Below are 12,253 nucleotides of genomic sequence, written 5' to 3'. Positions count from 1 at the left end.
GCAGCAAGATTCAGGCGAGATCCCATGAAGTACACTATACTCATTTGTGATGACGAAGCCGAAGCACGCAATATGCTTTCCTTCGTAATGACCGACAAAGGGTATCGCATCATAGAATCCGAGAACATCAGTTCTGCCATGACGGTGCTGCAGGCGGAAAAGGTCGATATACTCATCACCGATCTTCTCATCGGCGATGAGAACGGCATCGAGCTCATCAAAAAAATGAAAAAATCAGGCTTCACGATGCCGGTGATATTCCTCACCGCATACGGCACCATCGAAAGCGCCGTGCAGGCGATGACGGAGGGTGCGTTCTATTATCTGCTCAAGCCGCTGCATTTCGAGGAATTGCTTGCCATACTGAAGCGGGCGGAGGAAAAGATAGAGCTCGAACGCCAGAACGTCTATCTGAACGAGGAAGTGTCGAAGCTGCGGGATGTATCACACAGCATGGTAGCGGTAAGCCCCGTCATGCAGAACCTCATGGCGGAAGTGAAGAAGATCGCATTGACCGACAGCACCGTGCTCATACTCGGTGAATCCGGCACCGGCAAGGAGGTCGTTGCCAACGTCATTCATCGCGAAAGCACGCGTTCCGCACGGCCGTTCGTCGTCGTCAATTGCGCCGCGATAAGCGAGCATCTGCTCGAGAGCGAGCTGTTCGGTCATGAGCGCGGGGCGTTCACCGGCGCGGTAAAGACGAAAGCGGGTAAATTCGAGGTCGCCGACGGCGGAACGATATTCCTCGATGAGATAGGCGAGCTTCCGCAGAATCTGCAGTCAAAACTCCTCCGCGTACTCGAGAACGGCGAGGTCGACCGGGTCGGTTCCGTCGACAAGACGTTCGTCGACGTACGCGTTGTGGCGGCGACCAACCGCGACCTTAAAAAGGCGGTAGAACAGGGCGCGTTCAGGAGCGACCTCTACTACCGGCTCACGGTACTGCCGGTAAAGATACCGCCGCTCAGGGAACGGCCGGGTGCGGTGCGCGCACTTGCAGAACATTTCCTTGCGCTCAATGAATCCGCACGCGGCAAGAAAGTGACCGTCGATGAGAGCGTGTATGCCGCGTTCGAGGCATATCCGTGGCCGGGCAATGTGCGCGAGCTTAAGAACCTCATTGAACGGCTGACCATCCTGCATGATCATATCGCCTGCGAGACGCTCCCCGACGAGTTTTCAAAGCCCTGTGCCGAGAACGCATCCGCATCGGGGGAGCTGCCGCTTGCGGGGCGATCGATAAAAAGCATCGAGAAAGAAGCGATACGCCAGGCGCTCATACTCTGCAAGGGCAATAAACGCAAGGCGGCCGATACGCTTGAGATAACCCGTCAGACGCTGTATGCGAAGATGAAGGAGTACTCGATACACGCGGTGCTGTGTTTGACGTTCATCCTATACTCGCATATACTGGCATGACACGCTTCAGGGGGAATACGTGATGCGTATGGACAACCGCAATGCAAGCGGTTTTTACATCTACAAGAAGGGGCTTCGTCAGAAAAAGCGCCCCTATGCATGGTTCGTCATCGTTGCCGTGCTGTTCTTCCTGTTGTTCTATGCGTATCAGCGTTTCACCGGCTCCGACGAGATAGTGACGTCAAAGAATGAATCGCCGGTGCCCGTCCGCATCGAGCGGCTCGTGAATGATAATCGCATGTTCGTATCCGGCTGGTGCACGAACGAGGTGTTCGATCTTAACTATCGCACGGCGAAACAGTTCGGCGTGAAGCGCTTTCTCCCTTTCATCGGCAGCACAGCGTACAAGGAATTCTTCACGCTTTGTCTCCTGCAGAGCAATGCGATCATCGCCATCGACGGTGTGAACCTCTCAAGTGTGCGGACATTCACGTATACCTTCTTCAATTTCATGAACAATAATTCGTACTATGAGACGACGCATGAACGTTACAGCAGACGCTTGTTCTACGCGCCGTTCTTCAACGCGGCAACAGCACGCTTCCGCGGGGGGGACACCTCCGTAGTGCGCACGCTCTCGAACATCACCTGTACCCTCAGGATAGACAGGAAGGCGCATGGCGATGTCACCGGGCTTTATGATATGGAGACGTTCGGATGGATGCTCAACTGGCGCCCCAATAAGGCGCTCTTCACGCAGGTGAAAACGGGACTTGCCGTCGGCAAGCTCGAAGTCCCCGGCGATACATTCGTTCTCGAGAACGTTCCATTCATCGCCGAGTTCAGAGCGGGGATAGCGCCGACGCGTCTATCGACCGAGCGCATGCTCGCGGTATGCCGCCACCCCTGGTACGGTCCGATACCGGTCGTCGTGTTCGCAAGTGCGCCCGCCGGCAGTGCGGTCGGCAGGGCGTTCTATCGATTCCGCGGTCAGTGGACGCCGGTGCCTGATATCGCCGTAGTGCATAACGATCAGACCCGGGTAACGACAGCGGAATCCACGAATGGGACAGTCATCGCCTTCACCCCGCGGTATACGCTCGCAAAACGCGCCGGGATGATGTATCCGGTCACTGACAGTACGAAGCAGCACGGCACGGTACGGATAACGTTCCGTTATTACGGGGATATCATCAGCGCCGACGGCATCGGCATGCGTGAGAAGGCGCGTTCCTTATGGTAGGCGGACATCGCGATGAGCGCTACATCGCCATCAACGGCAATATAGTCCGGGAGGCGGAAGCATCGATACGCATTCTCGGGAGGGGAACCAACGGCGCTGACGGTGTATACGAATCGGTGTTCATAAGCCGCTCGAAGATGATCGATCTTTCGGCACATGTCAATCGCCTTTACGACAGCTGCGCATTTCTCAAGCTCGATCTCTATTTCGATATTTCCGCGCTCGAAAGCATCATCGCCATTCTTATCGAGAAGAACGGTCTCGCCGATGCGTATGCGGTGGCGACCATCGTGGTGATGCGCGCGGGAGAACCGGGGGCGCTTTCCTCCCCGGAAGAGGCGATGTACATCATTACCGTCGGGCAGGCGGGGATCTCTTCAGAGCTCTACACGAACGGGATATCGCTTTCGCTCGCTCACGTGCCGGCATACAATCCATTGGCGGAACATCCGACGCTCTCCTGTCTTCAGAATACGCTCCTCTTCGCGGAGGCCCGGCGCAGCGGATTCGATGACGCGCTCGTTGTCATGCAGGGGAAGATACTTGAGTGCACGCAGGCGAATATATTCATCTATCGCGACGGGGCGGTGCGTACACCGGTGAGCGGCGTGCTCCCCGGGATAACGCGCAATCACGTGGTGCTCATTGCAGGTTCGCTCGGGTATGACGTGCTCTTTGATGAGATAGAATCGGACGAACTGTGGAGCGCCGCCGAGGTTTTCGTGAGCGATACCGTACGCGGCATAGTCCCGGTCACGCGTGTGGGGAACGTAACGTTCCCGGTCGGGACGCTCACACGCTCGCTCGTCGATACATGCAACGCCGCACGTTCTGTTTCATTTTGAACGTTCGCCCTTCGGCGGCGGGAGCTGCTTGAGCACGTTGAGCCTCTCCGCGATATACTGGTCTATCTTCGCCGTTTCCTTTGTTCCTTCCGCGAATTCATAATCGCTCGCCCGCATGAGACAGCGTTTCTCATTATTGAAATCCTTCGCACGGTTATACAGTTTCGATATGCGGTACATGAGCATGCGCTGCGAGGGAAGCTCGGTCGCTGCGATGCGGGCATGCTCCGCCCGCTCCCCCGCGCGTTCCTGGGCGGCATCGCGCGAATAGTGTTTGATGCGATCGGCATTGAGCCATGCTATGGCGTCCGCGTTCGTGTAGTGGTACATGGCGCGCACTTCATTGCCGAGCTTTTCATAATAATCGCCGAGGAAATAATGGAGCCGCCAGCTCACGGTCGGATCGCGCTTCGTCTCGGCAAACCGGAGGATATTCGTCACTGCGCGGTCGCGTATGACCATATCGCTGTTCGTATAGCAGAGCAGTATGCTGAATCGCGCATCGATCTCCTTCGACGGAACGCTTAAGGTCGATGCGTATTTGATGACGGCGTTATAGTGGACGATGGCGGCATCGAATTTCTTCTCGCCCCGATACAGCTCGCCGAGGAGGTAATGCGCATCGGCATTGTTCGTCTCGATGCGCAGGACATCATGGAGCTGTTTCAGTGCTAGCCCGATATTCCCTTCGGCGATGGTCCGCTTCGCACGGCCGACCTGGGCCCACGCCGGATCGCGCCCGGCCGTCGAGGCGGCCGCAGGGAATGTGCAGGCGAGTGCGCCGGCGAGGATGATGACAGCGCTAACGATTCGTTTTTGCACGATAATCCCGCTGCTTTCGCTGGTATTCATCGATATCTCCTTGTATGTTCGGATGTCTATTGGTTGGACGCGAGAGTACGGTCATGGCCTCTGTGAGCGTATCGGCTGCGGTGCTGTACCTGCCGAGCGCGGCGAGTACGTCCGCTTTGGTATCGAGAACGGCCGCATGCATGGGGATGGTCCAATTCGTGCTGTTCGTCAGGGCGGCAGATTCCGTAACGGCCCGTTCAGCGTATTGGAGCGCACGTTCGTTCTGCGGCGGGTCCATGTTCATGAGACAGACGGCGATGTTATTGAACAGGGGGGCGCGTGATACCAGCGTGCTCGATTGCCCGTTGCTCTCGACCGATGACAGATACATGAGCGCCCGCGGGTAATCCTCCACTTCCATGAAGATGAGCCCGAGCGCGTAGGCGGCGGGGCTGTAGCGCGGGTCGGTATCGGATGCGCGCGTATAGTAATACGCGGCTTTCTGAAGGTCGTGACGGGCGCGGTATATCGATCCGAGATTGTACGCTATCACCGGTGTGCCCGGTTTTTCCCGATGCGCTTTGGTAAGGCCGGTAAGCGCTTCGTTCGTACGGCCGGCGCGGATATCGGCGAGCGAGCGGTTGTGATAGAGCGCTGCGGTATCGTGGCGTTCGCTGATGCGGTCGAATTCCCTGAACGATCTCTCGTATCGCCCGAGGGAGAGCTGCATGAGGGCGCGATAGAGCGCGATCGACGGGAAGCGCTCCGGGCGTACAATGGCGGAAAGGGCATCGAGTGCGGCGCCGTGATCGGCAGCGACGTAATGAACGAGCGCTGAGGCGTAGAGCGCTTCATCGGCGGCGAGTTCCCTGCTCACGACATGCGTCGACTCCGCAAGGATATCCCACACATCATACGCAGAGACATTCCCCCCTCCCGCATTGGCGACGAAAAGACCATCCGCGAATGAAACGAGTGCGTTCGTAAGGACGGTCCCTGTCGAGAGCATGAGCACATCCGACGGGGTCGGGAGTGCGGTAACGATGCGCCGTGCGGCGGTCATGCCGTTCGCATACCAGATGAGCGCATTGGGGATATCATTGAGCAGTATGAAGCGGTCGGCGGCGGTGAACGCGGTACGGATAAGGTCATCGTCGTTCCTCGGTCTTGTGCCGAGCGATGCTGCGAGCATTTCAGCGAGAACGGCCTTCTGTTCGGGGGTGGCATCGTAGCCGTTGGACCGTATCCGGCCAAGCACGTCATCAAGGGGCAGCGACGGGACATTCGTGTTCGGAATTCTCCCCGTACGTATCTTCTTAACAGGCGTATCATCCCGTGTGTCGATGCGGGCGGTAGTGGAGGTGATCGCTGCCGCATTGCTGGTCGAGGAGGACGTCGCCATCTCCGACGGCGCTGCATTCGATCGCTCCTGCAAAGTACGTTCAGTGTCTTTCGGTCGAACGGCCGTTCCCGTCGTTCCTGACGGCGGATTTTCCGGCAATTCCGGCTTTTTCGAGAATCCGAGAAGGGAAAGACATGCACCGATGATGACAAGGGGATATGCGATCTTCATGCGCGCGCCCCTGCCACCGTTACGCGGTTCCTGCCCTCGTGTTTTGACCGATAGAGCGCTTCGTCCGCCTCGCGTATCGTATCGATGAAGGTGACGCCTTTCCCCGGCGTGAACACCGCACCGCCGAGCGATATGGTCACCCGGAGCGAATACTCGGCCGTGGAAAAATCGGCGGCTTCGGTGACGGCGCGTATATGCTCCATGGCGGCGGCCAGTTTTTTCTCATCGCCGTTCTTGAAGGCGCAGATGAACTCTTCCCCGCCGTAGCGGCCGATGAGCGCCCCCTTGAATTCTTCCTTGAGCATCGCGGCGAGCTTTTTGAGGACGACGTCGCCCGTTTGATGACCGTATTTGTCATTGTAATGCTTGAAATGATCGACATCCATCATGACGATGGAAACGGGAACGCGCTCGGCTGTCCAGCGCTCGAGGGTTTGAAAGATAAAACCGCGATTATAGAGCTGGGTGAGCCTGTCGCGATTGGCGAGGAAGGAGAGCTTTTCACTGTAGAGCAGGAGCGCGAAGTAATCGAGGAGCATGATGAATCCTTCGCGGACGTCTATCGATGCGCTCGTCAGGTGCGCCGCCACCATGCCGAAGCGTTTCCCGCGGGCATGGAGCGTATAGGCGAACATGCCGTCGGCATTGCGGTCCGTCCCGCGTTTGAACGCGTCGAGCACTTTCGCCTGCGTACGTGTATCCGTCGCGGGACTTTCCCGGTACCAGCACACGAGGGAGGGGGCGCGTTGCGGCAGGAAATAGATGTCGACGGCGGAAGCCGAGAGTTCGCCGCGAATGACCGGCGCCATGAGCGTCACGACGCGGTCTATGGAGAACGGGTGCGGTATCGATTTCAGCTGTGCAAGTATCTTCGTATACATCGATTAGTGCTCATGCTCCAATTATAATATCGACGCATGCTTATTGCAATAAACACTTCATCGCGGTACAATCCCGTGATTTTCCCGCAGTATCGCGCATCATCGAGGAGCACCGCCATCATGGACACCTTTGAGCACCGGCTTTCATTCGACGATATACGCGATGATGCCCTCGCATGCATAGACCGTGCCCTCGCCGAGGACAGGGCGGATGCCGATATCACCACCGGGGCGGTATTAACCGGCGATGAGAGCGGTATATTCCATCTTATCAGCAAGGACCGTGGTGTGCTCGCCGGGCTCGATATATTCCGTCTCGTATTCTCGCGCATCGATAAGGACATCGTGTTCGAATCCGCGCATAAGGACGGTGCCGAGCTCACGTTCAGGGAAACGATAGCGACGGTCAAGGGGCGTGTCGCATCGCTTCTCAAGGGTGAACGGGTCGCGCTCAATTTCATACAGCATCTGAGCGGTATCGCCTCACGCACGGCGGAGGCTGTCGAGGCGGTGAAGGAATATCATGTCAAGATACTCGATACACGCAAGACCGTTCCCGGCATGCGGCGCCTGCAGAAATATGCCGTATGCGTCGGAGGGGGATACAACCACCGTATGACGCTCAACGATATGTTCCTCATCAAGGACAATCATATCAGAGCGGCTGGCGGCGTCCGCGAGGCGCTCACACGGGTGAGGAAGAACAATCCCGATAGGAAGATCATCGAAGTAGAGCTCGATTCGATAGCCGATGTAAAGGCGGCGCTCGAAATACTGCCCGACGTTGTCATGCTCGACAATATGGATGATATCGCGCTTGCGGAAGCGAAAAAACTACTCGGGCGCATCGTGAAGATAGAGGTTTCAGGGAATATCACCATGGGGCGTCTTGTTACGCTCGGGCGGCTCGGGGTGGATTATATCTCCATCGGTTCGCTCACGCATTCGGTGAAGGCGCACGATTTTTCGTTCAAGATGGCATAGCCGCAGCTAATGCGCGAGGCGTAGCCCCGCTGTCGGTAGCGATGGGTTTCATCTACAGGGCATTGTTATGATCATACGGTCCGCGTCTTTTCCACTTCCGCAACCTGATGAGTACGACCGTGGGTGATAGTGTCAAAAAACGATGAAAACACTGGAAATTCGCAAGTTTTCCGGTATCGATTTTTTCCTGCGCCCTGTTGACAAAAATATAGAATGATGTACACTCTTGTCCTCAATTTTCAGGATAGGACGGCGTTATGCTTTCCTATTATAAAGGTAGCGTCGTATGGCTGCGGGCAAAAAAAAGAGCGAAGCGATACATCTTCAGTGTGCCGAGTGTAAGCGTAAGAACTACACCACGGTAAAAAATCGGCAGAATATGCCTGAGAAGCTGCAGCTGAAAAAGTTCTGCCGCTTTGACAAGAAGCATACGATGCACACTGAGATAAAGATCTCGAAATAGAATCAAGGAAGCGTGCGGTAACGGCGGTCAACGCGAAGATGCGGGATCCGCTTTGTGGGTCATGTTGGGTCAGTAGCTCCAATTGGTAGAGCGGCGGTCTCCAAAACCGCATGTTGCAGGTTCGAGTCCTGTCTGACCTGAGAGCGTGTCGAAAATCCGATCGTAGAACGAGGATCGGCGATCGCGCTTGCACGTCGGTGCAGTGCTGGTGCAACGGACGGGTTCGAACGATATCAGCGAAGGTGCGTTATGAGCGAAAAGAAGCCGGGCAGGATACGCGAGTTCCTCAGGGAATCGATGAAAGAGCTCCTTGAGCGCAGTGTGTGGCCGTCGCGCGACGAGGTCATGAACATGACGGTGGTCGTCATCGTTTCGCTCATCATCGTATCGGTGGCGCTTGCCGGCGTCGACTACATCATATCGTTCATCGTGCGCAATATGCTTACCGGAACGCTTGCAACGACGATATTCGGGTCGCGGTTCGGGCTCGTGCTCCTCGTCATCGCGGGGGCTGTCGTCCTTGCGTACTTCGGGCTGCGCTACCTGCGCCGGAAACGGTAGGAAGATATAATGAGCGAAGAAACAACACCGACAGAAACGCTCGCGGCATCGGCCGTGACGAACGACCGCAAATGGTACATCGTCCATACACAGGCCGGGTACGAGAACAAGGTCCGCGAACGGATACTGAAGCGCGCCGACGAGGCGGGCATGAAGGACCTTATCACCAACGTGAATATCCCCTCCGAAACAGTTACGGAACTGCGTAACGGGCGGAAGGTGAGCCGCGAGGAGCGTTTCTATCCCGGCTACGTGCTCGTCGAAATGGTCATGAGCGATGTTACGTGGACGCTCATCAGAAAGACGCCGGGTGTCGCCGGTTTCATCGGCAGTCATGCTACGACGAAAGAAGAAGGCCGCGTCATTCCCACGCCGCTGAAGGATGAGGATGTACGGCGATTGTTCGACGATAAGACGGCGAAGAAAAAAGGCGAGATGCCCGACACGGTCAAGATCGACTACGAAGTGGGCGAGAAGGTCAAGGTCATCGACGGTCCGTTCAACGGTTTGAACGGCATCATCGAGCATATCAATCCGGACAAGGGGAAGATCACGGTGCGCATCGAGATCTTCGGCCGCGCCACCCCGACGGAGATAGATTTCATGAAAGTGAAGAAATTATAACGGGCGCACACGCGTCCGTCCAAGGAAAACGGTATGGCAAAGAAAGTAGTCGGCATGGTAAAGGTTCGTATCCCCGCAGGCGAGGCGACGCCGGCGCCCCCGCTCGGGCCCGCGCTCGGGCAGAAGCAGGTACCCATCGCGCTTTTCTGCAAGGACTTCAATGCAAAGACGATGAAGGTCAAAGGGCAGATACTCAACACCGTGATCACGGTGTATGACGATAAGTCCTACAGCTTCATCACCAAGGGTACGCCGACATCAACGCTTATCCTGAAACGCATGAAGCAGGAGAAGGGTTCTGGCACCCCGAACAAGGTGAAGCTCCCGGGCGTCCTTTCCAAGAAGGACCTCGAAGAGATAGCGAAAGAGAAGATGGATTATCTGTCTGCGAACGATATCGAAGGCGCGAAGAAGATCGTCGCCGGTACCGCCCGCTCGATGGGCGTCATCACAGAGGAGTAACGGCAATGGCTACTAAGAAACGAGAAAAAGGCAGCAAGCGGTATCGGAAGATCGCTACCACGGTCGACCGTGTGAAGACGTACGCCGTCGATGAAGCGGTCACGATGGTGAAGCAGAACGCGACCGCGAAATTCGATGAGACCATCGAAGCGGTGGTCAATCTCAATATCGAGTCGAAGCATTCGATACGCGATACGATATCGCTCCCGGTGAGCTTCGGGAAAGAGAAGAAAGTGCTCGTATTCGCCAAGGGCGAAAAGGCCGAAGAGGCGAAGAAGGCCGGTGCCGATCATGTCGGCGCGGAAGATCTCATGGAAAAGGTGAAGGGCGGCTTCCTCGATTTCGATGTCGCCATCGCAACGCCCGATCTCATGAAGGACGTCGGTAAGCTCGGACAGGTGCTCGGCCGCCGCGGGCTTATGCCCAATCCCAAGACCGGAACGGTGACCATGAACGTTGACTCGACGGTGAAGGCGTTCAAGAAGGGACGTGCCGAATATCGCGCCGATAAGGCGGGCAGTATCCATATGGCCGTCGGCAAGGCGTCCATGACCCCGGATGATATCAAGGCGAATTTCCTCGCCTTTTACGAAGACGTGCTCAAGAAACGCCCGAGCGATATCAAGGGCGATTACGTGAAACGGGTATGCATATCCTCCACCATGGGTGCGGGTGTGAAGCTCGATTTCAAGAAGATAAAGTAAGGCGATCCTGGCGGACACGCATCCGTGTCGGGCGACGGCTGATCCACCGTTGACCGCATGAGGGTTTGGATGCAGACCCATGAGGGCGTGAATGCCATGACCAATAGACACACGAGGGACACAATGCCAAGTAAAGCAAACAGAGAAGCGGTAAGCGCTTTGAAGTCGCGGCTTTCCACGAACAGCTCCCTCATATTCATCGACTATCGCGGCATGACGGCCGAGCAGGTGAAGGAGATGAAGAAGGCGCTTTTGAAAAAGGGCGCCCGACTCAATGTGGTGAAGAACCGCATCTTCAACATCGCGCTCAAGGAATCCGGCATGCCCGATATGGCAACGTTGCTTGTCGAACCGACGGCAGTGATCTTCTCACAGGACGATCTCTCGCTCGCTTCGGAAACGATCAACGCTGCCGGCAAAAAGTACCCGACGTTCAAGCTCAAGGGCGGTATAACCCAGGGCATAGTGTTGAGTGCTGCCGATGTATTGAAGGTGGCAAGCCTTCCGTCGCGCGAGATACTTCTTTCGCGGCTGGTCGGTGCTGTTCAGGGCCCGATATCGAATTACGTCTTTACGCTCAAGGGTATTACGAGCAAGCTCGTGTATGCGCTTTCGGCGATAAAAGACAAAAAAGCGGCGTAATGCCGCTATCACGCAACTATTGCAAGGAGAAAGAAGAATGGCTAAGCTGACAAAAGAAGAGTTCATCGCCGCGGTCAAGGAACTGACGGTCGTGGAACTCAACGACCTCGTCGAGGCGTTACAGAAGGAATTCAATGTTACCGCTTCGGCTCCGGTCGCTGCGGCTCCGGCAGCCGGCGGCGGTGCAGCCCCTGTTGAAGAGAAGACCGCGTTCGACGTTATCCTCACCGGGCATGATGCCGCGCAGAAGATCAACGTCATCAAAGCGGTGCGCGAAGTCACGGGCCTTGGCCTGAAAGAGGCGAAGGATGCCGTCGAGAAGGGCACCGAAAAGCTCAAAGAGGGCGTTAAGAAAGAAGAGGCTGACGAGATCAAGAAGAAGATCGAAGCGGCCGGCGGAAAAGTTGAGATCAAGTAAGGATCCCTTCGATTTAATGAAAGGATACGCATCGAAAAAGACAATCGACGCGGGGCATGCCCGCAGGATACGCATAGGGCGTTTAAACGCGCCCTATGCGTTCGTTATTATCCCATCATCGCTACGCACCGCGCTCGCGCGGGTGTAAGGAGCTTCCATGGCCGACGAGATCATCATCGACAATAAGCAGTATCCGGAGCGTGGGACTGCTTTTGCCAAGCAGTATACCGTTACCGATGAGGGCAGGGTGAACTTCGCACGCAGCCCCGAGATAGGCACGCCGCCGGACTTCCTCGAGATGCAGACGATCTCCTACCACGAATTCCTGCAGAAGGATATTCCCTCGGCAAAACGCGACAAACAAGGCCTGGAACTCGTTCTCGAATCGGTGTTCCCTATCGTGAGCCAGAACGAGAAGATGCACATCGAGTTCATCAATTATACGATCGAAGACCCGAAGATAACCGAGCAGGAGGCGATAGTCCGCGACAAGACGTTCGCCTATGCCTTTAAAATGAAAGTGCGCCTTATCGTGAAGGAAACGATGAAGATCGTCGAACAGGATATCTTCATCGGCGAGATACCCGCCATGACCCAGCGCGGTACCTTCATCGTCAACGGCGCCGAACGTGTCGTTGTTTCGCAGATACACCGATCGCCGGGCGTCGTGTTCAATTTCTCGAACAAGGATTCCGCGTA

15 protein-coding genes and 1 tRNA gene are annotated in these 12,253 nt (G+C 56.2%); 13 read left to right on the top strand and 3 right to left on the bottom strand.

Going from position 1 to position 12,253, the window contains the following annotated elements:
• The first annotated feature begins 24 nt into the window (after positions 1-24).
• Genes AABZ39_17680 through AABZ39_17670 form a run of 3 tightly spaced genes read left to right on the top strand, consistent with a single transcriptional unit; the run spans position 25 to position 3,450 of the window.
• Positions 25-1,422 carry a sigma-54 dependent transcriptional regulator gene (locus AABZ39_17680; protein ID MEK6796611.1) on the top strand — a complete coding sequence of 466 codons (1,398 nt, stop codon included), beginning with the start codon at positions 25-27 and terminating at the stop codon, positions 1,420-1,422.
• A 19-nt stretch (positions 1,423-1,441) separates the two neighbouring features.
• The gene (locus tag AABZ39_17675) at positions 1,442-2,605 is read left to right on the top strand and encodes a hypothetical protein (protein ID MEK6796610.1); all 1,164 of its coding nucleotides are present in this window, start codon (positions 1,442-1,444) and stop codon (positions 2,603-2,605) included.
• The gene (locus tag AABZ39_17670; protein ID MEK6796609.1) at positions 2,599-3,450 is read left to right on the top strand and encodes an aminotransferase class IV; all 852 of its coding nucleotides are present in this window, start codon (positions 2,599-2,601) and stop codon (positions 3,448-3,450) included. The genes AABZ39_17675 and AABZ39_17670 overlap by 7 nt, the downstream gene beginning before the upstream one ends.
• Here AABZ39_17670 and AABZ39_17665 read toward each other — a convergent pair.
• From AABZ39_17665 to AABZ39_17655, 3 genes are read right to left on the bottom strand one after another with little or no spacing between them, the layout of a single operon-like run.
• On the bottom strand, positions 3,442-4,302 hold the full coding sequence (locus AABZ39_17665) for a hypothetical protein (GenBank protein ID MEK6796608.1): 861 nt from the start codon (positions 4,300-4,302) through the stop codon (positions 3,442-3,444). The two genes, AABZ39_17670 and AABZ39_17665, sit on opposite strands and share 9 nt — an antisense overlap.
• Positions 4,253-5,815: a tetratricopeptide repeat protein gene (locus AABZ39_17660; GenBank protein ID MEK6796607.1), complete on the bottom strand. Its 1,563-nt coding sequence runs from the start codon at positions 5,813-5,815 to the stop codon at positions 4,253-4,255. Before AABZ39_17660 ends, AABZ39_17665 begins: the two co-directional genes overlap by 50 nt.
• Positions 5,812-6,696 (bottom strand): GGDEF domain-containing protein, encoded by an 885-nt coding sequence (locus AABZ39_17655; GenBank protein ID MEK6796606.1) that lies wholly within the window; start codon positions 6,694-6,696, stop codon positions 5,812-5,814. The genes AABZ39_17660 and AABZ39_17655 overlap by 4 nt, the downstream gene beginning before the upstream one ends.
• Positions 6,697-6,816: 120 nt before the next feature.
• Between AABZ39_17655 and nadC the strand changes: the two genes are divergently transcribed.
• From nadC to AABZ39_17605, 10 genes are all read left to right on the top strand, one after another.
• A complete protein-coding gene (gene nadC, locus AABZ39_17650; protein ID MEK6796605.1) occupies positions 6,817-7,680 on the top strand; it encodes a carboxylating nicotinate-nucleotide diphosphorylase in 864 nt (287 codons plus the stop codon).
• Positions 7,681-7,966: 286 nt separating this feature from the next.
• Positions 7,967-8,143, top strand: a complete 177-nt coding sequence (gene rpmG / locus AABZ39_17645; GenBank protein MEK6796604.1) for a 50S ribosomal protein L33 — start codon at positions 7,967-7,969, stop codon at positions 8,141-8,143.
• A 66-nt stretch (positions 8,144-8,209) separates the two neighbouring features.
• Positions 8,210-8,283: transfer RNA gene (locus tag AABZ39_17640), tRNA-Trp, on the top strand.
• 109 nt (positions 8,284-8,392) lie between these two features.
• Positions 8,393-8,704 (top strand): preprotein translocase subunit SecE, encoded by a 312-nt coding sequence (gene secE, locus AABZ39_17635; GenBank protein MEK6796603.1) that lies wholly within the window; start codon positions 8,393-8,395, stop codon positions 8,702-8,704.
• A gap of 9 nt (positions 8,705-8,713) precedes the next feature.
• Positions 8,714-9,328 carry a transcription termination/antitermination protein NusG gene (gene nusG, locus AABZ39_17630; protein ID MEK6796602.1) on the top strand — a complete coding sequence of 205 codons (615 nt, stop codon included), beginning with the start codon at positions 8,714-8,716 and terminating at the stop codon, positions 9,326-9,328.
• A 33-nt stretch (positions 9,329-9,361) separates the two neighbouring features.
• Positions 9,362-9,790: a 50S ribosomal protein L11 gene (gene rplK, locus AABZ39_17625; protein ID MEK6796601.1), complete on the top strand. Its 429-nt coding sequence runs from the start codon at positions 9,362-9,364 to the stop codon at positions 9,788-9,790.
• Between the two features lie 5 nt (positions 9,791-9,795).
• Positions 9,796-10,494 (top strand): 50S ribosomal protein L1, encoded by a 699-nt coding sequence (rplA, locus tag AABZ39_17620; protein ID MEK6796600.1) that lies wholly within the window; start codon positions 9,796-9,798, stop codon positions 10,492-10,494.
• A 123-nt stretch (positions 10,495-10,617) separates the two neighbouring features.
• Positions 10,618-11,136: a 50S ribosomal protein L10 gene (rplJ, locus tag AABZ39_17615; protein MEK6796599.1), complete on the top strand. Its 519-nt coding sequence runs from the start codon at positions 10,618-10,620 to the stop codon at positions 11,134-11,136.
• A 37-nt stretch (positions 11,137-11,173) separates the two neighbouring features.
• Positions 11,174-11,554 (top strand): 50S ribosomal protein L7/L12, encoded by a 381-nt coding sequence (gene rplL, locus AABZ39_17610; GenBank protein MEK6796598.1) that lies wholly within the window; start codon positions 11,174-11,176, stop codon positions 11,552-11,554.
• 157 nt (positions 11,555-11,711) lie between these two features.
• The coding region (locus AABZ39_17605; GenBank protein ID MEK6796597.1) for a DNA-directed RNA polymerase subunit beta at positions 11,712-12,253 on the top strand (542 nt) is incomplete at its 3' end.

The sequence above is a fragment of the Spirochaetota bacterium genome, assembly GCA_038043445.1.
In the GTDB taxonomy this organism is placed as follows: Bacteria; Spirochaetota; Brachyspiria; order Brachyspirales; family JACRPF01; genus JBBTBY01.
This window is presented reverse-complemented; position numbering and strand designations above follow the sequence as displayed.

Coding starts and splice junctions, on each gene's coding strand:
- AABZ39_17680 (MEK6796611.1), top strand. CDS start 25: ATGAAGTACACTATACTCATTTGTGATGACGAAGCCGAAGCACGCAAT.
- AABZ39_17670 (MEK6796609.1), top strand. CDS start 2,599: ATGGTAGGCGGACATCGCGATGAGCGCTACATCGCCATCAACGGCAAT.
- AABZ39_17665 (MEK6796608.1), bottom strand. CDS start 4,302: ATGAATACCAGCGAAAGCAGCGGGATTATCGTGCAAAAACGAATCGTT.
- AABZ39_17660 (MEK6796607.1), bottom strand. CDS start 5,815: ATGAAGATCGCATATCCCCTTGTCATCATCGGTGCATGTCTTTCCCTT.
- AABZ39_17655 (MEK6796606.1), bottom strand. CDS start 6,696: ATGTATACGAAGATACTTGCACAGCTGAAATCGATACCGCACCCGTTC.
- nadC (MEK6796605.1), top strand. CDS start 6,817: ATGGACACCTTTGAGCACCGGCTTTCATTCGACGATATACGCGATGAT.
- rpmG (MEK6796604.1), top strand. CDS start 7,967: ATGGCTGCGGGCAAAAAAAAGAGCGAAGCGATACATCTTCAGTGTGCC.
- secE (MEK6796603.1), top strand. CDS start 8,393: ATGAGCGAAAAGAAGCCGGGCAGGATACGCGAGTTCCTCAGGGAATCG.
- nusG (MEK6796602.1), top strand. CDS start 8,714: ATGAGCGAAGAAACAACACCGACAGAAACGCTCGCGGCATCGGCCGTG.
- rplK (MEK6796601.1), top strand. CDS start 9,362: ATGGCAAAGAAAGTAGTCGGCATGGTAAAGGTTCGTATCCCCGCAGGC.
- rplA (MEK6796600.1), top strand. CDS start 9,796: ATGGCTACTAAGAAACGAGAAAAAGGCAGCAAGCGGTATCGGAAGATC.
- rplJ (MEK6796599.1), top strand. CDS start 10,618: ATGCCAAGTAAAGCAAACAGAGAAGCGGTAAGCGCTTTGAAGTCGCGG.
- rplL (MEK6796598.1), top strand. CDS start 11,174: ATGGCTAAGCTGACAAAAGAAGAGTTCATCGCCGCGGTCAAGGAACTG.